The organism is Entomohabitans teleogrylli, from assembly GCF_001484765.1.
In the GTDB taxonomy this organism is placed as follows: Bacteria; Pseudomonadota; Gammaproteobacteria; order Enterobacterales; family Enterobacteriaceae; genus Entomohabitans; species Entomohabitans teleogrylli.
The window spans coordinates 1-18763 of sequence record NZ_LLXO01000015.1; the positions used below are offsets into that span (position 1 = coordinate 1).

19 protein-coding genes are annotated in these 18763 nt (G+C 55.7%); 11 read left to right on the forward strand and 8 right to left on the reverse strand.

Annotated elements, in window-relative coordinates; genetic code table 11:
* The first annotated feature begins 715 nt into the window (after window positions 1–715).
* On the forward strand, window positions 716–1834 hold the full coding sequence (locus AQ981_RS17495) for a PQQ-dependent sugar dehydrogenase (RefSeq protein ID WP_058913037.1): 1119 nt from the start codon (window positions 716–718) through the stop codon (window positions 1832–1834).
* 35 nt (window positions 1835–1869) lie between these two features.
* On the opposite strand, the gene AQ981_RS17500 is transcribed toward AQ981_RS17495, so the two are convergent.
* Window positions 1870–2496 (reverse strand): glutathione S-transferase family protein, encoded by a 627-nt coding sequence (locus AQ981_RS17500; protein ID WP_058913038.1) that lies wholly within the window; start codon window positions 2494–2496, stop codon window positions 1870–1872.
* Window positions 2497–2763: 267 nt separating this feature from the next.
* On the opposite strand from AQ981_RS17500, the gene dacC reads away from it, so the two are divergent.
* On the forward strand, window positions 2764–3966 hold the full coding sequence (gene dacC / locus AQ981_RS17505; protein WP_249226335.1) for a serine-type D-Ala-D-Ala carboxypeptidase: 1203 nt from the start codon (window positions 2764–2766) through the stop codon (window positions 3964–3966).
* A gap of 31 nt (window positions 3967–3997) precedes the next feature.
* Here dacC and deoR read toward each other — a convergent pair whose 3' ends face one another.
* The 3 genes from deoR to AQ981_RS17520 all read right to left on the reverse strand — a co-directional run bounded on the left by deoR (window position 3998) and on the right by AQ981_RS17520 (window position 6201).
* On the reverse strand, window positions 3998–4762 hold the full coding sequence (deoR, locus tag AQ981_RS17510; protein WP_058913040.1) for a DNA-binding transcriptional repressor DeoR: 765 nt from the start codon (window positions 4760–4762) through the stop codon (window positions 3998–4000).
* Window positions 4763–4856: 94 nt separating this feature from the next.
* Window positions 4857–5465 (reverse strand): undecaprenyl-diphosphate phosphatase, encoded by a 609-nt coding sequence (gene ybjG, locus AQ981_RS17515; protein WP_058913041.1) that lies wholly within the window; start codon window positions 5463–5465, stop codon window positions 4857–4859.
* Between the two features lie 4 nt (window positions 5466–5469).
* Window positions 5470–6201, reverse strand: a complete 732-nt coding sequence (locus AQ981_RS17520; protein ID WP_058913042.1) for a phosphatase PAP2 family protein — start codon at window positions 6199–6201, stop codon at window positions 5470–5472.
* Window positions 6202–6372: 171 nt separating this feature from the next.
* On the opposite strand from AQ981_RS17520, the gene AQ981_RS17525 reads away from it, so the two are divergent.
* Entirely contained in the window at window positions 6373–7605 is a 1233-nt protein-coding gene (locus AQ981_RS17525; protein WP_058913043.1) for an MFS transporter, read from the forward strand.
* A gap of 18 nt (window positions 7606–7623) precedes the next feature.
* On the opposite strand, the gene AQ981_RS17530 is transcribed toward AQ981_RS17525, so the two are convergent.
* Together AQ981_RS17530 and AQ981_RS17535 are read right to left on the reverse strand one after the other, a co-directional pair.
* Window positions 7624–8439 carry a Cof-type HAD-IIB family hydrolase gene (locus AQ981_RS17530; RefSeq protein ID WP_058913044.1) on the reverse strand — a complete coding sequence of 272 codons (816 nt, stop codon included), beginning with the start codon at window positions 8437–8439 and terminating at the stop codon, window positions 7624–7626.
* A gap of 22 nt (window positions 8440–8461) precedes the next feature.
* The gene (locus AQ981_RS17535) at window positions 8462–9697 is read right to left on the reverse strand and encodes an MFS transporter (protein ID WP_058913045.1); all 1236 of its coding nucleotides are present in this window, start codon (window positions 9695–9697) and stop codon (window positions 8462–8464) included.
* A gap of 88 nt (window positions 9698–9785) precedes the next feature.
* On the opposite strand from AQ981_RS17535, the gene AQ981_RS17540 reads away from it, so the two are divergent.
* Window positions 9786–10373, forward strand: coding sequence for a TetR/AcrR family transcriptional regulator (locus tag AQ981_RS17540; protein ID WP_058913046.1), 588 nt, complete (start codon window positions 9786–9788; stop codon window positions 10371–10373).
* Window positions 10374–10572: 199 nt separating this feature from the next.
* Here the strand turns inward: AQ981_RS17540 and AQ981_RS17545 are convergent, their stop codons facing one another.
* Window positions 10573–12261 (reverse strand): aspartate:alanine antiporter, encoded by a 1689-nt coding sequence (locus tag AQ981_RS17545; RefSeq protein WP_058913047.1) that lies wholly within the window; start codon window positions 12259–12261, stop codon window positions 10573–10575.
* A gap of 294 nt (window positions 12262–12555) precedes the next feature.
* Here AQ981_RS17545 and ybjM point away from each other — a divergent pair, with 294 nt between their 5' ends.
* Window positions 12556–12915 (forward strand): inner membrane protein YbjM, encoded by a 360-nt coding sequence (ybjM, locus tag AQ981_RS17550; RefSeq protein ID WP_058913048.1) that lies wholly within the window; start codon window positions 12556–12558, stop codon window positions 12913–12915.
* Window positions 12916–12963: 48 nt separating this feature from the next.
* Here the strand turns inward: ybjM and AQ981_RS17555 are convergent, their stop codons facing one another.
* Window positions 12964–13227, reverse strand: coding sequence for a GrxA family glutaredoxin (locus AQ981_RS17555; protein WP_058913049.1), 264 nt, complete (start codon window positions 13225–13227; stop codon window positions 12964–12966).
* 171 nt (window positions 13228–13398) lie between these two features.
* Here AQ981_RS17555 and AQ981_RS17560 point away from each other — a divergent pair, with 171 nt between their 5' ends.
* From AQ981_RS17560 to potG, 6 genes are all read left to right on the forward strand, one after another.
* Window positions 13399–13689, forward strand: a complete 291-nt coding sequence (locus AQ981_RS17560; protein WP_338031304.1) for a YbjC family protein — start codon at window positions 13399–13401, stop codon at window positions 13687–13689.
* Window positions 13673–14395, forward strand: coding sequence for an oxygen-insensitive NADPH nitroreductase (nfsA, locus tag AQ981_RS17565; RefSeq protein ID WP_058913050.1), 723 nt, complete (start codon window positions 13673–13675; stop codon window positions 14393–14395). Before AQ981_RS17560 ends, nfsA begins: the two co-directional genes overlap by 17 nt.
* A gap of 151 nt (window positions 14396–14546) precedes the next feature.
* Window positions 14547–15449, forward strand: coding sequence for a 30S ribosomal protein S6--L-glutamate ligase (gene rimK, locus AQ981_RS17570; RefSeq protein ID WP_058913051.1), 903 nt, complete (start codon window positions 14547–14549; stop codon window positions 15447–15449).
* A gap of 92 nt (window positions 15450–15541) precedes the next feature.
* Window positions 15542–16021, forward strand: coding sequence for a type III secretion system chaperone family protein (locus AQ981_RS17575; protein WP_058913052.1), 480 nt, complete (start codon window positions 15542–15544; stop codon window positions 16019–16021).
* A 356-nt stretch (window positions 16022–16377) separates the two neighbouring features.
* Window positions 16378–17490, forward strand: coding sequence for a spermidine/putrescine ABC transporter substrate-binding protein PotF (potF, locus tag AQ981_RS17580; RefSeq protein WP_058913053.1), 1113 nt, complete (start codon window positions 16378–16380; stop codon window positions 17488–17490).
* 134 nt (window positions 17491–17624) lie between these two features.
* Window positions 17625–18758 (forward strand): putrescine ABC transporter ATP-binding subunit PotG, encoded by a 1134-nt coding sequence (gene potG / locus AQ981_RS17585; protein ID WP_058913054.1) that lies wholly within the window; start codon window positions 17625–17627, stop codon window positions 18756–18758.
* The last annotated feature ends 5 nt before the right edge of the window (window positions 18759–18763 follow it).

Below are 18763 nucleotides of genomic sequence, written 5' to 3' on the forward strand. Positions count from 1 at the left end.
TGTCGGCCAGAGAATAGTCACCGTTCTCAGATTCATTTCACCACCGTCTATCTGATGTAAATCTCAGAAAATAGAGATTGTAATTCCTGCGTCTTTATTTTCAGGGTGTGGGTTTATGTATTTTATATAACATTCGTCTGGGTAGAGATAATCGTTAGTATCGATCGATACCATATGAATGATAGATAATCAATGTTGTTTTTACTATATTGATCGTTTAAACCTATTAATTTAAATTGGTGGTTTTTCTGATTTTTGTTGGGGTGTAGAAATAAATTTACTTTAATATCAATTAATTGCGTTTTGCTTTTTATGATCTATCATTAAAAAAATTAATTGTTTTTAGTGAATTGATTGTCAAATGGCGCAGATATCTATTTTCTCTGTCATGGATAAATTAAGATTGTTCAAGTGGCATTATCTTTTATTTGAGAGCCTATTGATTATCCAGAAAATATTTTTCAGACGTGTCTTTTATTATTTTTCAGATGGCAGGTTAAATTAATATTCTATTGCATATTTGTTTTAGTCCATGAAATCCACTGTTATTTAAAACATCTTAACCAGTTGGGGAGCTTTTCAACCACTGCATCATTCCTGGCTCTCTGGCAGCAGAGAGTAGGTTCCAGTGTTCATGTTTAAAACTGTGTAAAAAAACGGCCATTTCCGCTCCCGGCGGCTATGGTTATCGGATCGCGACAATCAGGAGATCGCCATGCCTGCCCGTTTCCCCCGCTGGCTTATTGTGTTGCTGCCGCTCTGGTTTACGTTTGCTGCTAACGCGCAATCGATCAACAGCGAGGTGCTCCAGCAGGGGCTGGACCATCCATGGTCGCTGGCGTTTTTGCCGGAAAATCAGGGAATGCTTATCACACTGCGCGGCGGAGAGCTGCGTCTCTGGCAGGAAGGTAAAGCACTATCCGGGCCGATTAGCGGTGTTCCACAAGTCTGGGCCCGGGGGCAGGGGGGGTTGATGGATGTGGTTCTGGCGCCGGATTTTGCCAGCAGTCGCCGGGTATGGCTCAGTTTTTCTGAAGCGGGCGCTGACGGCAAGGCCGGAACGGCGGTGGGTTATGGCACGTTAAGTGACGATCGCCGTCAGTTAACCCGGTTTACCGTCGTTTTCCGCCAACAGCCGAAATTATCCGACGGCAATCACTTTGGCGGACGCATGGCGTTTGATAACCAGGGCTATCTGTATATTACGCTCGGGGAAAATAACCGCCGTACCACGGCTCAGGATAACGATAAATTGCAGGGTAAGGTGGTGCGACTCACTGCCCAGGGCAGGGTGCCGGAGGACAATCCGTTCTACGGTCAGCCGGGAGCGCGCCCGGAAATCTGGACCCTCGGTCACCGAAATCCGCAGGGATTGGCGCTTAACCCATGGACCGGCGAGATGTGGCTTAACGAACACGGTCCGCGCGGCGGCGATGAAATTAATGTGCTGGCGCCCGGCAAAAATTATGGCTGGCCGCTGGCGACCCACGGGGTGAATTATAGCGGGCTGCCAATTCCCGAAGCGCAGGGGGAGCAGGTTGCCGGCACCGAACCGCCGCGCTATGTCTGGAAAGTCTCTCCGGCCATCAGCGGTATGGCGTTTTACAACAGCAAACGCTTCCCGGCGTGGCAAAACAAACTGTTTATCGGCGCGCTGAAGGAAAAAGAGGTTATCGCGCTGACGGTGCAGGGCGATCGCGTTGGCGATGAGCAGCGCCTTCTGGGGGATCTACAGGCGCGGATCCGCGATGTGCGCGTCGGTCCGGACGGTTTTCTCTATCTGCTGACCGATGAGCGCAACGGGAAACTGGTGCGGGCCGGCCCGCAACCATAGCGCTACTCTGGCCAACTGTGCGGCCAGAGGCCATGTCAGCTCAGGGGGATCATTACCGTATCGCGAAACGCCGGACGTTCGCTGAGTTGCTGGTACCAGCGGCGCAGATGAGGATAGTCTGTCCAGGTAATATCAAGGTTAAGCAGCGCATAAACCGTTGGGCCGACGGCAATATCCCCAATGCCGAACTGTGCGCCGGAAAGCCAGCGGTGGTTGGCAAGCTCGGCATCAAGCATCGCCAGCAAGGCGTCGCACTGGCGAATGCTCTCCTCAATCAAGCGGGCATCGCGCTGTTCTTCCGGGGTGCGCACCAGGCTGATGAATACGCCGCGAAACGGGCCGACCACCGTAGAGGCTACCCAGTCCATCCATTTATCCCCCTGCGCCCGCTCGGCTGGCGCTTCCTGCCACAGCGTGCCGGCGCCATAACGGGCGGCGAGATAGCGCACAATGGCGTTTGATTCCCAGAGAATCAGCTCGCCGGCGTCATCCTTCAGACACGGTACCAGGCCGTTGGGATTCATGGCCAGGTAGTCGGCGTCGTGGGTGATGCCATACTGGCCGCCGGCCGGAATGTGCTGATAATTCATCGCCAGCTCCTGTAAACACCAGCGGACTTTCTTGACGTTGGTTGAGTTAATTCTGCCCCACACTGTAATCATGTTGACTCCCGGGTAATAACGATGGCTTCGCAAAGTTATATACCCGATCCGCGTAGCTGGCGAGAAAAGCTGAAAAAGTAATACCTTAACCAGGGGCAAAAAAAACCGCGACAGGGCGGCATGGCGCGTGGATATCGCATAAACTTAAAAAACTTTACCAACGTCAGGTTTCTTTAAGTGGCTGAGCACGTTAGTTTACTGACTGTTTGTCGCAGGCTGGCATTGGCTGGTGTGCTGATTGTTAGAAAGGATACTCGGGTGGCATTTATGAAAAGTATAAGTTTTACTTTATGGCGCAGTTGGGTTGCCGGGACAACATTACTGCTGGCGACTGCGCCGCTGGTTCATGCTGAAGAGGCGCCGGGCACGCCTCAGGTTGACGCAAAAGCCTGGATTCTGATGGATTACAGCAGCGGTAAAGTGTTGGCGGAGGGGAGCGCCGACGAAAAGCTGGATCCGGCCAGTCTGACCAAACTAATGACCAGTTACGTGGTGGGCCAGGCGCTGAAAGCGGGCAAAATTCAGCTGACCGATATGGTGACGGTGGGCAAAGACGCCTGGGCGACGGGGAACCCTGAACTGCGCGGCTCTTCCGTGATGTTCCTCAAGCCAGGCGATCGGGTATCGGTGGAGGACCTCAATAAAGGCATTATTATTCAGTCCGGTAATGACGCCTGTATCGCGCTGGCGGATTATGTCGCCGGTAGCCAGGATGCCTTTATCAATCTGATGAATGGCTATGTGCAAAAGCTTGGCCTGCAGAATACCCAGTTCCGAACCGTTCACGGCCTTGACGCTCAGGGGCAATTCAGTACCGCCCGGGATATGGCGCTGCTGACTAAAGCGATGATTCACGATGTGCCGGATGAATACGCGGTTCATAAAGAAAAAGAGTTCACCTTTAACAAAATCCGCCAGCCGAATCGCAACCGCCTGCTGTGGAGCAGCAGCCTGAATGTCGATGGCGCGAAAACCGGCACCACCGCCGGCGCCGGGTATAACCTTGTCGCCTCTGCGACCCAGGGCGATATGCGCCTGATTTCGGTGGTGCTGGGGGCGAAGACCGACGGTATTCGCTTCCGGGAGTCGGAAAAGCTGTTGACCTGGGGATTCCGTTTCTTTGAAACCGTGACGCCGATTAAACCAGATGCCACCTTTGTATCTCAGCGGGTATGGTTTGGCGATGCCAGTGAAGCGAAACTCGGCGCCGGGGAGCAGGGGTCGATCACCATTCCGCGCGGCCAGCTTAAAAATCTCAAGGCCAGCTATACCCTGAACGATCCGCAGCTTACCGCCCCGCTGACCAGGGGCCAGGTAGTGGGAACTATCGACTTCCAGCTTAATGGCAAATCCATTGAACAGCGTCCGCTGATCGTGATGGAAGCGGTGCCTGAAGGCGGTTTCTTCAGCCGCATGGTGGATTTTGTGCTGATGAAACTGCACCAGTGGTTTGGCGGCTGGTTCTCCTGATGATGCTTCCGGGCTTCCCGGCCGGGGGGCCCTACCAGCGCAGTGCGATACCCTGCTGGCGGGCGAAAACGATAATATCGTCCTCCGGCGTCGCGTCGCTGATGATGGTATCGAACTGATTCAACGGCCCCATACAGGCGGCCTTCACGTTACCAAACTTACTGTTATCCACCACCAGAACACGACGCTGCGCCATGCGCAGCGCCCAGTGTTTGACCGGTAGTTCGTCGAGGTTAAAACAGGTGGCGCCGTGGTGGGGATGGACGCCGGCGGCGGAAAAGAAGGCAATATCCGGGCACAGATTGCTCAGGGTGTCCTGAAAGTTAAGGGGACGGAAAATACCGTTGCTGGCGCAAAACTCCCCGCCGCACAGAATCACCCGGCAATGAGGCTTTTCCTGTAGGGCAAGAAAGGTATTCAGGGAGTAACACACGCCGGTAAATGGCAAGGCGTCGTCCAGCGCTTCGATAATAAAAGGCGTGGTGGTGCCGCAATCAAAAAACAGCGTCTGGTGCGGATCGACCAGCGTTGCCGCCAGTCGGGCCGCGGCGCGTTTTTCGACGACGTGACGGGTTTTCTGATCGCTGAGCAGGTAATGGCTGACGGCGCTGCCGCGCGGTTCCAGCACCACATAACCGCCAAGCAATACCAGCGGGGAGGCTTCGGCGGTGAGATCGCGGCGGATGGTCATTTCCGAGACCCCCAGCAGGGTCGCCGCGTCTTTAAGATGGATCTTGTCGCTCTGTCTCAGTGCCTGCATCAGGCGATTAATACGCTCTTCACGCCGCGTTTCCATAGCTCTCCCGATATAAAAAACCCGGTATTGATGATACCGGGTGGTGAATTTTACCTGTCAGCGCGACCGGAGTCACCAGGCGCTGTGATGATAGCTACTCGCGCACCCAGCCTTTGCGAATCGGCAGTGCAAAGAACAGGCGATACAGTTGTTGCAGACGCGCCGCGAGACGATTGCCCCACAGGTTCCAGGCGATCTGCGCCATCATGCAGCCGCACAGCGCCGTCAGCAGCGCGCCGACCATATCCAGCGGCCAGTGTACGCCGAGATAAACCCGCGACCAGGCAATAGCCGCCGCGACCATCAGCATTACCGCGCCGGACCATAGCCGATGCCAGAACAAAAACGCCAGCGCAAAGGTAAAACTGACGGTACCGTGATCGCTGGGGAATGAGTTGTCCGGCGCATGATGCAGGAAGTTATAGCCCAGGCCAACAACAAAAGGACGGTCGTGGGGGGCCAGCAAGCCCATGGCCCAGGAGATGGCCAGGCTGCACAGTAGCGCCAGCGCGGTTTTCACTGCTAGATGACGCTGGGCCTGCACCTGGCGACGCGGCCCCCAAAGCCACAGGATAGTAATCAATAGCGGCATCACAAATATCAGATCCCGGGCAATAAACTGCGCCAGATCGATGGCCCAGTCCGCAGACTGCGGCGTGGCGTTAATAAGCAGAAACCAACTGTGATTGAGCGCCTGTAACATACAATTAATGATCCTTTACCAGCCATGTTGTGGCGATGCCATACATCGCCACCTGAGAAAACCATACCCACCAACCTGCCCACAGGTTGTGGCTTAAAAAATGCGCGCCGCGTACCACCTGACCAAACCCCATCAACATCCCCAGCGCAATACCGCCGGCGAAAAAGCTCCACGCCAGCCGCCGACGTTCGCGCCAGAAGGCAAAAAAGCCCGCCATGACGATAAATCCGCTGGAGGCATGGCCGCCGGGGAAGCAGCGCCCGGGGCCGCTATTGGCCGGAACCGCATCGAACAGCGGATAAGAGAGCGCTTTACCGCCATATTCCAGCAGATCCCAGGGGCAGGAGTGGTGGCTGGTGGCTTTCAGTATTCCGACCGCCAGCGCGCCAGTCCCCATCAGCAGTGCGACGGCGACCAGCCGCGGCTGGCGCCGGACCAGACCGTACAGCAGTGCGACAGCGCCGGTGGCGATCACCAGGTCCTTTAATAACCGGTGATTCAGCAGATCCAGCCAGCGGTTATGCTGTAGCGGAAAGCTGTGGCTGGCGGCGTCATACCAGAAATCGCAGATTAGCCGGTCCAGTCCTTCATAGCGCGACAGGGCGGTAAACAACAATCCGGTTACCAGTAATCCGGCGAACTGGTAAACGTAGAAGCGAACCGGCAATCGGTAAAGTGCTTTCGTCCGAATTTGTCCATATTCAGATAAAGAAAGCGATTTTTCAGGTGAAAGCATAGTGACAACATTTTATCCGGGGAGATATCCGCTATAGCCTAAGCCGCTGAAATTAAGAAAACCTTAAACGAAGCGCGAATAGCCGGACGCCGGCGGCGCACCGAGAAAAGGCTGTCTCTTTCGCGAGGATTTCATTACACTCTGGCGGTTTTTTTCCTCCGTGAGTTTCTGATGCCAAATCCTTCTTCATCCGCTAAGCGGCTCGGACGCCGGGCGCTGCTGTTTCCGTTGTGCCTGGTGCTGTATGAGTTTTCCACCTATATCGGCAATGACATGATCCAGCCGGGTATGCTCACAGTCGTGGAGCAGTTCAACGCCGGTGAAGCCTGGGTTTCCGCGTCAATGACGGCTTATATGGCCGGGGGCATGTTTCTGCTCTGGCTGCTCGGACCGTTGTCAGACAGGATAGGGCGGCGTCCGGTGATGCTGACCGGGGTGGTGTGGTTTATCGTCACCTGTCTGGCGACATTTCTGGTACAAAATATTGAGCAGTTCACTGCGCTGCGTTTCCTGCAGGGGATCAGCCTGTGTTTTATCGGCGCAGTCGGCTATGCGGCGATCCAGGAGTCCTTTGAAGAGGCGGTGTGTATCAAGATTACCGCGCTGATGGCGAATGTCGCGCTGATTGCACCGCTGCTCGGGCCGCTGGTGGGCGCGGCGTGGATCCATATGGCGCCCTGGGAATGGATGTTTGTACTGTTTGCCGCGCTTGCCGTGATTGCGCTGCTCGGGCTGCTGCGGGCGATGCCGGAAACCGCCACCCGGCTGGGCGAACCGCTATCCCTGAAACAACTGGGCCGCGATTATGCGCTGGTGATAAAAAACCGCCGCTTTGTGGCCGGCGCGCTGGCTACCGGATTTGTCAGTCTGCCGCTACTGGCCTGGATAGCCCAGTCGCCGGTGATCATTATTAGCGGTGAGCAGTTGACCAGTTATGAGTACGGCATGTTGCAGGTACCGGTTTTTGGCGCGCTGATTCTTGGTAATCTGGCGCTGGCGCGTATGACCTCGCGCCACACGGTGCGGGCGCTGATTATCTTTGGCGGCTGGCCTATCGTCGCTGGTCTGCTGTTGGCGGCGCTGGCGACCCTCTTTTCCGCTCACGCCTATTTATGGATGACGGCCGGGCTGAGTATTTACGCTTTCGGGATCGGGCTGGCTAACGCCGGTCTGGTGCGCCTGACGCTGTTTGCCAGCGACATGAGTAAAGGGACGGTCTCTTCCGCAATGGGGATGCTACAGATGTTGATTTTCACCGCTGGTATTGAGATCAGCAAGTCGGTATGGATGACGGCGGGCAACGGCGGTTTTAGCCTGTTCAACTTCGCCAGCGGCGCTATCTGGCTGGGACTGATGGTTTACTTCCTGAAAGATCGGCGCGTGGGCGGCGGCCTGCAGCCCTGATCGGCTGCAGGCACGCTGTCAGTCATTAAAGGGCGCCTGGCCGACAAGTAATTTATCGATGATTTCCAGGACTCCCTGCTCATTGTTATGCGGCGCCCGGTAACGGGCGGCGGCCTTTGCCGCTTCGGCCGCATTGGCCATGGCAAAGCTATAGCGCGACTGGCGCAGCATTTCCAGGTCATTGCCGCTGTCGCCGAAAGCCATCACTTCGCTGTCGTCAATCCCCCAGCGATCCTGCAGAATGCGCAGGCCGTTAGCCTTGTGGATGCCGGGAATAATCAAATCGATGGAGCCATGGCCGCTGGAGACCGGTACCAGTAGCCCGTCCAGCGCGGCGTTGAGCCGGGCGAGAGTTTCCGGCTGGTGGCGATGCGGGACGTTGAGACCAAATTTAAAGAAGATATCCTCCAGTCCGTCTAACTCGTCCACCACTTGCAGGCGGTGATAGTACATCGCCACCATCTCTTTAACTTCATCGCTGTAATGGCTGAGGGTCCAGGCCTGTTTTTTACCGCAGGCGATGACTTCGATTTCCGGAAAGGCTTTCAGGCGCTCAACCACAGCGGCATAGTCCGCGGCGCTGATTTCGCCATTAAACAGATCTTCTCCTTCGCTGACCACCCATCCGCCGTTTTCCGCGACAAAGGAGATCTCATCGGCGATTTCCGGGAAGAAAGAGATAAGCTGGTAATACTGGTTGCCGCTAGCCACCACAAAGCGGATGCCCTGCTCCTTTAGCTGCCGGTACTGCTCAAGAAAGCGCGGCCGGTTATAGGTTTTGCGATCGTCAAGAAAAGTGCCATCCATGTCGACGGCGATCATTTTTACAGCCATGGTGCGCGCTCCGTTTGCTGAATCAGGGTATCGAGGTTTCTTTTTCTGGTGCGCTATGATCGGCGAGCGCAACCGGTTTGGCAACCGCCTTCGCCACCAGCGCGGCGATCACCACCAGCGCCATCACCACCACCATCGCGCTGCGTAGCCCGTAGTGCTCGCCCATAAAGCCGAGCAGCGGCGGTCCCACCAGAAACGCGATGTAGCCGGTGATCGCGACAATGCTGACCCGCGCCGGGGCATCCGGGCCGGTATCGCTGGCGGCGGAAATGGTCAGCGGGAATCCCAGCGAAGCGCCCATTCCCCAGAAAATGACCGACAGTCCGGCAATCAGCGGATTATCGACAAATACCACCATGGCAATGCCCAGCGCCCCCATGATCGCACTGGCGCGTACTACGTTAACCCGGCTATAGCGGTCGATAAACCAGCCGCCGCCGAAGCGCCCGATGGTCATACCCAGCGTGAAAGCGGCATAGATCAGTGAACCCGAGGCCGGGCTAAATCCGTGGCCATCCACCATCAGCAGCGGTAACCAATCGTTGGCCGACCCTTCGGCGAACGCCATCGCCAGGACGATAAAACCGATCAGCAACAGCTGACCGTCTCTCCAGAACGGGCGTCGTTGTTGTTCTCCGCCACTCCCGGCGGCGGCATCATCATTATGACCGCTGCCGTGCGGGATAGCGCTGATGGCGATCAGGATCGGCGCGATAGATACCAGTCCCGCCAGCAGGATATGCAGGTCGGCGCGCAGTCCAAGGGCGGTCAGCCCCATTCCCAGCCCGGCCCCCACCAGGGTGCCCAGACTGTAAAAGCCGTGCATCATCGGCAAAATGGTTTTTTTCATGAGCCGCTCAACCACTGCGCCTTCGACGTTGATAGCCACTTCCGACGAGCCCATTCCGGCGCCGAATACGGCCAGGCTGGCGGTGAACAGTAGCGCAGAGGCGAAATAAAGCGCCAGGCTAACCAGCAGAATGCCGACGATCACCATGGTCAGGCTGTTGCGGATCACGGTGTGGGTGCCAAAACGCTTTACCAGCCAGCCGGAGCCGAGAATGCCGCTCATCGAGCCAATAGAAAGACCGAACAGCACCATCCCCATCTCCGCGGTGGATACCTGCAGGATGTCGCGGATCGCCGGAGTACGGGTAGCCCAGGAGGCCATCAACAGACCAGGGAGGAAAAAGAAGGTGAACAGCGCCCAGGTGCGGTGACGCAACGCTTTACGGGATGATACGGCGGTTACGGACATAGTTACCATCAGCTCGAATTAAGACAGCGACAACACTAGCAAGCTTGTGTACATTTGTACACATTCGCTGATAAGGTATTTTGCCCTGATGATCACTACCCGACGACCTAACGATCCCGTGCGCCGCGAGCGGATACTCCTGGCAACCCTGGAGACGATCGCTGAATTTGGCGTCAGCAAAGTGACGCACCGTAAAATCGCCGAACGTGCCGGCGTTCCGCTGGGCTCAATGACCTACTATTTTACCGGTATTGACGCGCTGCTTCAGGAGGCGCTGACCCGCTTTACGCTGGATATGTCGCAGCGCTACCACGGATTTTTTGCTGGCGTCAGCGGCCCGGGCAGCGCCTGCGAAGCCATAACCACCCTGATTATGGATCCCCATATGACCAGCCCGCGCAATATGGAACTGATGTATCAAATGTACGCTTTCGCCAGCCGCAAACCGGCGCTGAAAGAAGTGATGCAGGACTGGATGCAGCGCAGCCAGCAGACGCTGGAGCGCTGGTTCGATCCCCGGACCGCCCGGGCGCTGGATGCTTTTATTGAGGGCATGACGTTGCACGTCGCTACCGATCGCCAGCCGCTGCATCGGGAAGATATCGGGGCCATCGTCAGGCGGATTGCTGGTATCGGGACGAATGCGGATGACCAGGGATTAAGAGGGAAGCAGTAAAATAATGGCGAGAAGATTCATGGGGATACAAATTTCAGGCAATAAAAAACCCATCAACCTTGAACCAAAGAGGCGGGGTTGATGGGCTCCACAAATTTGGGGACATCAAAGAAAAGCAGTGGCACTAATTAAGACTGGCACCTGCCAGAAAAGTTCACCCATAGACAAAAAAATCTTATTACTTTTTTTCTCGCCCAATCTACAGCGCCAGACCGGGCCAAATAATGACGATCAGCGTCCCGGCCAGGGTCAATAGCACGTTGGCGATAGCGTAGGTGCCGGCGTATCCGAGGGCCGGAATATTGCTGCGCGCCTGGTCGCTGATGATCTCCATCGCCGGGGCGCAGGTGCGGGCACCCATCATCGCGCCAAACAGCAGCGCGCGGTTCATGCGCAGCACCCAGGCGCCGAACAGGAAACAGATGGCGACCGGCACCAGGCTGACAATCAGGCTGGCTATCAGCATCTGGCCCCCCACGGCGCCGAGTCCATTGTTAATACCGCTGCCGGCGCTCAGCCCGACGCCGGCCATAAACACCATCAGACCAAATTCCTTCACCATATTCAGCGCCCCCTGGGGGATGTAGCCGAAGGTCGGGTGGTTGGCGCGCAGGAAGCCGAGCATAATGCCGGCGAACAGCAGCCCGGCGGCATTACCGACCCCAAAACTGAACGAGCTGAACTGAAAGGTAATCATGCCGATCATCAGGCCGACGATAAAAAAGGCGCAGAACGCCAGCAGGTCGGTGACCTGGCTGTGAATGGAGATAAAGCCGATGCGTTCCGCCACGGTTTTCACCCGGCGCGCGTCGCCGCTCACCTGCAACACATCGCCTTTATTAAGCACGATATTGTCGTCAATCGGCATCTCAATCTGGCTGCGGATCACCCGGTTCAGAAAACAGCCGTGGTCGGTGAGTTTTAGCTGCCCGAGACGGCGGCCGACGGCGTTGTGATTTTTTACCACCACTTCTTCGGTGACGATGCGCATATCCAGCAGATCGCGGTCGAACACCTCTTTTCCGTTGCGGAAACTGGGATCGAGACGGGCGTGGGCGTCCGGATAACCCACCAGGGCAATTTCATCGCCCACCTGCAGTACGGCGTCGCCGTCGGGATTGGCGAGAATACCGTTGCGGCGGATGCGCTCAATGTAGCAGCCGGTCTGGCGATAGATCCCCAGCTCGCGCAGATTTTTGCCGTCGGCCCACGATACCAGTTCCGGGCCGACGCGATAGGCGCGGATCACCGGCAGGTAAACTTTGCGGGCGGCATCGGTGTCCAGGCCGCGCTCGCGGGCGATCTGCTGCGCGCTGGTTTGCAGATCCTGGTGCTGAAGCTTTGGCATATAGCGCGCGCCGACAATCAGGCTCACCAGGCCTATCAGGTAGGTCAGGGCATAGCCGAGGCTTAAGTTATCGAGGGCCGCGGTAAGCTCGGCGCCGTTCATCCCGGCATGGCGCAGAGTATCTCCGGCGCCCACCAGTACCGGGGTGGAGGTCATCGCGCCGGCCAGCATCCCGGCGGTCAGGCCGATATCCCAGCCAAACAGTTTCCCTAACCCGAGGGCGAGCAACAGGGCGCTACCCACCATCACCAGCGCCAGCATCAGGTAATTCTTGCCGTCGCGGAAAAAAATGGAAAAAAAGTTCGGACCGGCCTCCACGCCAACACAAAAAATAAACAGCATAAAACCGAGATTCAGCGCGTCAGTGTTAATGGTGAAATGCTGTTGGCCGAGCAATAAAGAGACAACCAAAACACCAATAGAATTGCCCAGTTGTACCGGGCCAATACGTAATTTCCCGAGACACAGACCGAGAGCCAGTACTACAAATAATAACAGGATGTAATTCCCGTTTAACAAATCGGCGACGTTTATATTCACGAAGGCTAACTTCTTGTTTACCAGTAAGCTATTGAAAGTGACGGTTTTTTTAGTTAGTGTTTGTGCAACTTCAGACGCTGTTCAGAAATACTCGCGAACGATACTGTCGGGTCGACACAACGCACAATATTGGCGCTAGTTTAATCGTTATCAGAATAGACAGCCAGCGAGAATAGCGTATTAGCCGTTGAATTTGCGGCGACTGAAAATAGCGGAATGGGTAATTTCCCCGGCCGCATGTGGTGGGTGAGTGGTTCTGAATCTGATATCCGTCATGTCAGGAGGAACGTTGTAATGAGTCGATACCGCTGGCTGGGCATTGTCTGTTGTTGTGTGCTGTTTGTGGTGGTTTTCTGCTCGCTGCGCTGGCATATGCAGGGCGCTTTTATCTCTGCAGGTCATCCGGAGCTGGGGCTGTTATTGTTTCTGCTGCCCGGCGCCGTCGCCAGTTTTTTCTCCCGTCAGGAACGGCTGATCGAACCTTTAATCGGCGCGATGCTGGCGCTTCCTCTGTGTATCCTTTTTTTACACCTGTTCTTCTCTTCCGATCGTGCTTTCTGGCAGGAAGTCGCCTGGCTGTTCAGCGCCGTATTCTGGAGCGTGCTGGGTTCCCTGGGGTATCTGCTGGTGTTGCTGCTGCGCCGTCGGAAATAAAAAAGCCGGACCATGCCGGCTGTCAGAAATCATCAATAAAATATCGGCTCAGGCAGGCAACACGAGATTTGCCTGCGCGTAAGCGGCGAATTCGGTGTAACCGCCGATATGCTGCTGGTCGAGGAAAATCTGCGGTACCGTCTCTACCGGTTTGCCCACGGTCTTTTCCAGATCGGCTTTAGTGATACCTTCGGCGTGGATATCCACGTAGCGGTAGTTAAAATCATCCCGCTCATTGCTCAGTTTCTCTGCCAGTTCTTTAGCGCGAACACAGTACGGGCAGCCCGGGCGACCAAAAATAACGACAAACATAGATTCTCCTGATACCGGAAGCCTGATGGCGAATGGCATTCATCATGCATGCAAAGTCAGGAACTGCAAAGCAGATAGCGCCTGTTAGTCTGATACCTGTAAGCTATGGCGGATTGCGGCGAAGCTAACAATTAGCGCTATACTGGCGTTTTCGTATGGAGGGGGAAGTCGATGATGCGCTCTGCCTTTGCGCTACCGAAATCGTTACTGGCGCTGGAAGTTATCGGGATCGCTTTGCTGGGCCTTGCCTGGCTATCCATCAACCACTACCTGGCGCTGCCGGCGCCGTTTGATACCAGCACAGCGGCGGTACTGATGGTATTTGCCGGTATTGCGCTGATGATTCCGGCCGCGCTGGCGTTAATGATGGCGATGTCGCGGCGGCTGGCCCCTCTGCTGAATCATGACACTCAACAGAAAACTTCTCCGGATAAGGATAAACGCGATGACGCCGACCATTGATTTACTTTGCGCGCACCGTTCCATTCGCCACTTTACCGACAAGCCGATTAGTGACGAACAGCGCAATGCGATTATTTCCGCCGCCCGGGCTACCTCCAGCTCAAGTTTTTTGCAGTGTAGCTCTGTCATTCGTATCACCTGTCCCGAACTGCGCCAGCAACTGGTCCCTCTGACCGGCGGGCAGCAGCACGTCGCGCAGGCGGCTGAATTCTTTGTCTTCTGCGCCGATTTTAATCGCCACCTGCAGATCTGCCCGGAGGCGCAACTGGGGCTGGCGGAGCAACTGTTACTCGGCGTGGTGGATACCGCGATGATGGGGCAGAATGCCCTGACGGCGGCGGAATCTCTGGGGCTGGGCGGCGTTTATATTGGCGGCATTCGCAACCACATTGATGAGGTGACACAGCTACTCAGGCTGCCGAAATATGTACTGCCGCTGTTTGGTCTGTGTCTGGGATGGCCCGCGGATGAGCCGGGGCTGAAGCCGCGTCTGCCGGCGGAACTGGTGGTGCACGAGAACCGTTATCAACCGCTGGACAGGTCGCGGCTCGACGCCTATGACGAAGAGATGGCCAACTATTACCTGACCCGCGGCAGCAATACGCGTCGCGATACCTGGAGCGATCATATCCGGCGTACTATTGTCAAAGAGAGTCGCCCGTTTATTCTTGAGTATTTACATAAGCAGGGCTGGGCGACGCGCTAAACGCCGGGTACATCAAATAACCAGATGAGCCGGGGGTAAAACCGCCGACATAATTAATCTGATTTCCTCCGGGCGTCGTCGTGGCGGCCGGGGGAGAGTGGTATGATGGCGCGGCGAATGACGTGCGACGGGTTTAACGCCGAGGTGAAGGGTGAAAATCGCCATTTTATCCAGGGATGGTACGCTCTGGTCCTGTAAGCGGCTGCGTGAAGCGGCTATTAATCGTGGTCACCTGGTGGATATCATCGATCCACTTTCCTGCTATATGACCGTCAACCCGACGGCCTCTTCGGTGCACTATAAAGGGCGCCAGCTTCCCCATTATGATGCGGTGATTCCGCGTATCGGTTCCGCGATTACCTATTATGGTACCGCGGTGCTGCGCCAGTTTGAGCTGCTGGGGAGCTATCCGCTGAACGAATCAGTGGCGATCACCCGGGCGCGGGATAAACTGCGCTCCCTGCAACTGCTGGCGCGCCAGGGTATCGATCTTCCGCTTACCGGTATGGCGCACTCCCCGGACGATACCAGCGATCTGATCGAGATGGTGGGCGGCGCGCCGTTGGTGGTCAAACTGGTGGAAGGTACTCAGGGCATTGGCGTGGTGCTGGCGGAAACCCGCCAGGCGGCGGAAAGCGTGATCGATGCTTTCCGCGGTCTGAACGCGCATATTCTGGTGCAGGAATATATTAAAGAAGCCAAAGGGAAAGATGTGCGCTGTCTGGTGGTTGGCAATCAGGTCGTGGCGGCCATCGAACGCCAGGCGAAAGAGGGGGATTTCCGTTCGAATCTGCATCGCGGCGGTATTGCCCGGGTGGCGAATATCACTGCGCAGGAGCGGGAAGTCGCCCTCAAAGCGGCCTCAACCCTCGGCCTGGAGGTCGCGGGGGTGGATATTCTGCGATCGGCCCGCGGTCCGCTGGTGATGGAGGTCAATGCTTCCCCCGGTCTCGAAGGAATAGAGAAAGTGACCGGGATTGATATTGCGGCATTAATGATCAAATGGATAGAAAAACAGGCGCAGCCCGGCTTCTGTCTGAAAATCGGCGGATAGTCATTAAGGCGCGCATAATCATGGTATGTACGCCCCTTTTTGCGTAAGCTATGCCGCTTTCAACACAGCAAGAAACAGAGGTATCAGATTTTATGGATTCGCTCGTCGTCCCGACGCTGGATATTTTACGCCGTTGGCTGGATGAAATCGGTGTGAGTTTTTTTGAGTGTGATACCTGCCAGGCGTTGCATCTCCCTCACATGCAGAATTTTGACGGGATCTTTGACGCGAAAATCGATCTGGTCGATAACATTGTTCTGTTTTCTGCCCTGGCGGAGGTAAAACCGTCAGCGCTGCTGCCGCTTTCCGCAGACCTGTCGGCTATTAACGCCAGCTCGCTGACAGTAAAAGCTTTCCTCGATATTCAGGATGATAACCTGCCCAAGCTGGTGGTGTGCCAGTCGCTGTCGGCGGCGGTGGGGGTTACCCGCGAGCAGTTTACCTGGTTTCTGAAACAGAGCGAAGAACAGATCTCTATGGTGATCCTCGAAGCCGGGGCACACCATCTGTTGTACAGCGCCCTGGAAGAAGAACAAAATAGCGAAGTTATGCAAACCCATTTTCTCCACTGATTCCTTCTGAAATTAGCGTAGCCGCTACCAGCGCGGCTGCGTTCATCCAATTTTTATTCTGACTTTATCGCTCTTTTGTAGAGTGATTCACTCCTGTTAATGCCGTTATGGCTTATCACGTAGACAAAAAACGCTTATAAAATTGATAAAAGGGGTTTTTTTATCTGCCCTATAGCCTGCAACCCTGGCTACAGTTATTCTTGCGGTGCGGCGCAAAGCATGCAACGTCTGGCAGAAAAGGGCTGGCTCTTTTTTGCTTACTGCTTGAGAAAGTATGCACAAATCTTGCATATCTTGATGGCGTTATTTTTCCCGGTCTGGCGGGAACTGACCTTTTTGTTAAGAAGGAATGAAATATGTCCACCCAATCTAAGAAATGGTTGTCGGGTGCGGTAGCCGCTGGGTTAATGGTTGTTTCTGCCACCGCCTTAGCTGATGAGCAAAAGACGCTGCACATTTATAACTGGTCTGACTATATTGCGCCCGATACGCTGGCGAACTTTACGAAAGAAACCGGTATTAAAGTGGTCTATGACGTTTTCGATTCCAACGAAGTTCTGGAAGGAAAACTGATGGCGGGTAGTACCGGTTATGATTTAGTAGTGCCATCGTCCAGCTTCCTGGAGCGCCAGTCCCAGGCAGGTATTTTTGAAGCGCTGGATAAAAGCAAACTGCCGAATTATAAAAACCTCGATCCGGCGATGCTGAAACTGGCGGCCCAGAATGACCATGACAACAAGTACGGTATCCCGTACATGATGGTGACTACCGGTATTGGCTATAACGTCGATAAAGTGAAAGCCGCGCTGGGGGAAAATGCGCCGGTGGATAGCTGGGATCTGATCTTCAAGCCGGAGAATCTGGAAAAGCTGAAAAGCTGCGGCGTGGCCTTCCTTGACGCGCCCAGCGAAGTGTATGCCACGGTGCTGCACTATCTGGGCAAAGATCCCAACAGTACCGATCCCCAGGATTACACTGGCGCGGCCAACGATCTGCTGCTGAAACTGCGTCCGTCGGTGCGCTATTTCCACTCTTCTCAGTACATTAACGATCTCGCTAACGGCGATATCTGTGTCGCCATCGGCTGGTCCGGCGATGTATTGCAGGCGGCCAACCGCGCTAAAGAGGCGAAGAATGGCGTCAACGTGGCATACAGCATTCCGAAACAGGGGGCGCTGGCGTATTTCGACATGTTCGCCGTCACGGCGGATGCGAAGAATAAGGACGCAGCCTACCAGTTCCTGAATTACCTGATGAAGCCGGATGTTGTGGCGAATATCAGTAACTATGTGTATTACGCCAACGGCAACAAAGAGGCCACGCCGCTACTCAACGCCGATGTGCGTAATAACCCGGGAATCTACCCGCCGGAAGCGATTCGCGACCAACTGTTCACCCTGAAAGTGCAGTCGCCGAAAGTGGATCGCGTGATTACCCGCGCGTGGACGAAGGTGAAGAGCGGTAAATAATCCGCCAGATGTGATATGCACCGGGGGAGTGCAACTGCCCCACCATGGACAGGGGCTTTCGGGTCTCTGTCCTGCCATTTGTACGGCAACCGGGCCGTGCAGGTTTTATTGTTTGTTGCCGGAGAGCACCCTGAGTGAACGACGCTATCCCCCGCCCACGGGCGAAAACCCTCAAAGCGCTGACCCCGCTGCTGGAAATCCGTAATCTGACTAAATCGTTCGACGGCCAGCACGCCGTGGATGACGTTAGTTTGACCATTTATAAAGGTGAAATTTTTGCGCTGCTCGGCGCTTCCGGCTGCGGCAAATCTACGTTGCTGCGCATGCTGGCCGGGTTTGAGCAGCCGACCGCCGGGCAGATCGTGCTCGACGGCGTGGATTTGGCCCATGTGCCGCCGTACCAGCGGCCGGTGAACATGATGTTTCAGTCTTACGCGCTGTTCCCGCACATGACGGTAGAACAGAATATCGCCTTTGGTCTGAAGCAGGATAAGTTGCCGAAAGCGGAAATCGCCAGCCGGGTAGCAGAGATGCTCGCGCTGGTGCATATGCAGGAGTACGCGAAGCGTAAACCGCACCAGTTGTCCGGCGGCCAGCGTCAGCGCGTAGCCCTGGCGCGCAGCCTGGCTAAACGTCCGAAACTGCTGCTGCTTGATGAACCAATGGGGGCGCTGGATAAAAAACTGCGCGACCGGATGCAGCTTGAGGTGGTGGATATCCTGGAGCGGGTCGGCGCGACCTGCGTCATGGTTACCCACGACCAGGAAGAAGCCATGACCATGGCGGGGCGGATCGCCATCATGAACCGCGGTAAGTTTGTGCAGATTGGTGAGCCGGAAGAGATTTATGAGCACCCGACCACGCGCTACAGTGCTGAATTTATCGGCTCGGTCAACGTCTTTGAAGGGCTGCTCAAAGATCGCCAGGAGGACGGGCTGGTGATTGAAACCCCGGGGCTGGTGCATCCGCTGAAAGTCGATCCGGATGCCTCGGTGGTGGATGGCGTACCGGTGTACGTCGCGCTGCGTCCGGAAAAAGTGATGCTCTGCGAGACGCCGCCGGCGGACGGCTATAACTTCGCGGTGGGCGAAGTGGTGCATATCGCCTACCTGGGCGACCTTTCCATTTACCACATCCGTTTGCACAGCGGTCAGATGATTAGCGCCCAGTTGCAGAATGCGCATCGCTACCGTAAAGGCGCTCCCACCTGGGGAGATGAAGTGCGTCTGTGCTGGGAAGCGGATAGCTGCGTGGTCCTGACGGTGTAGGGGGA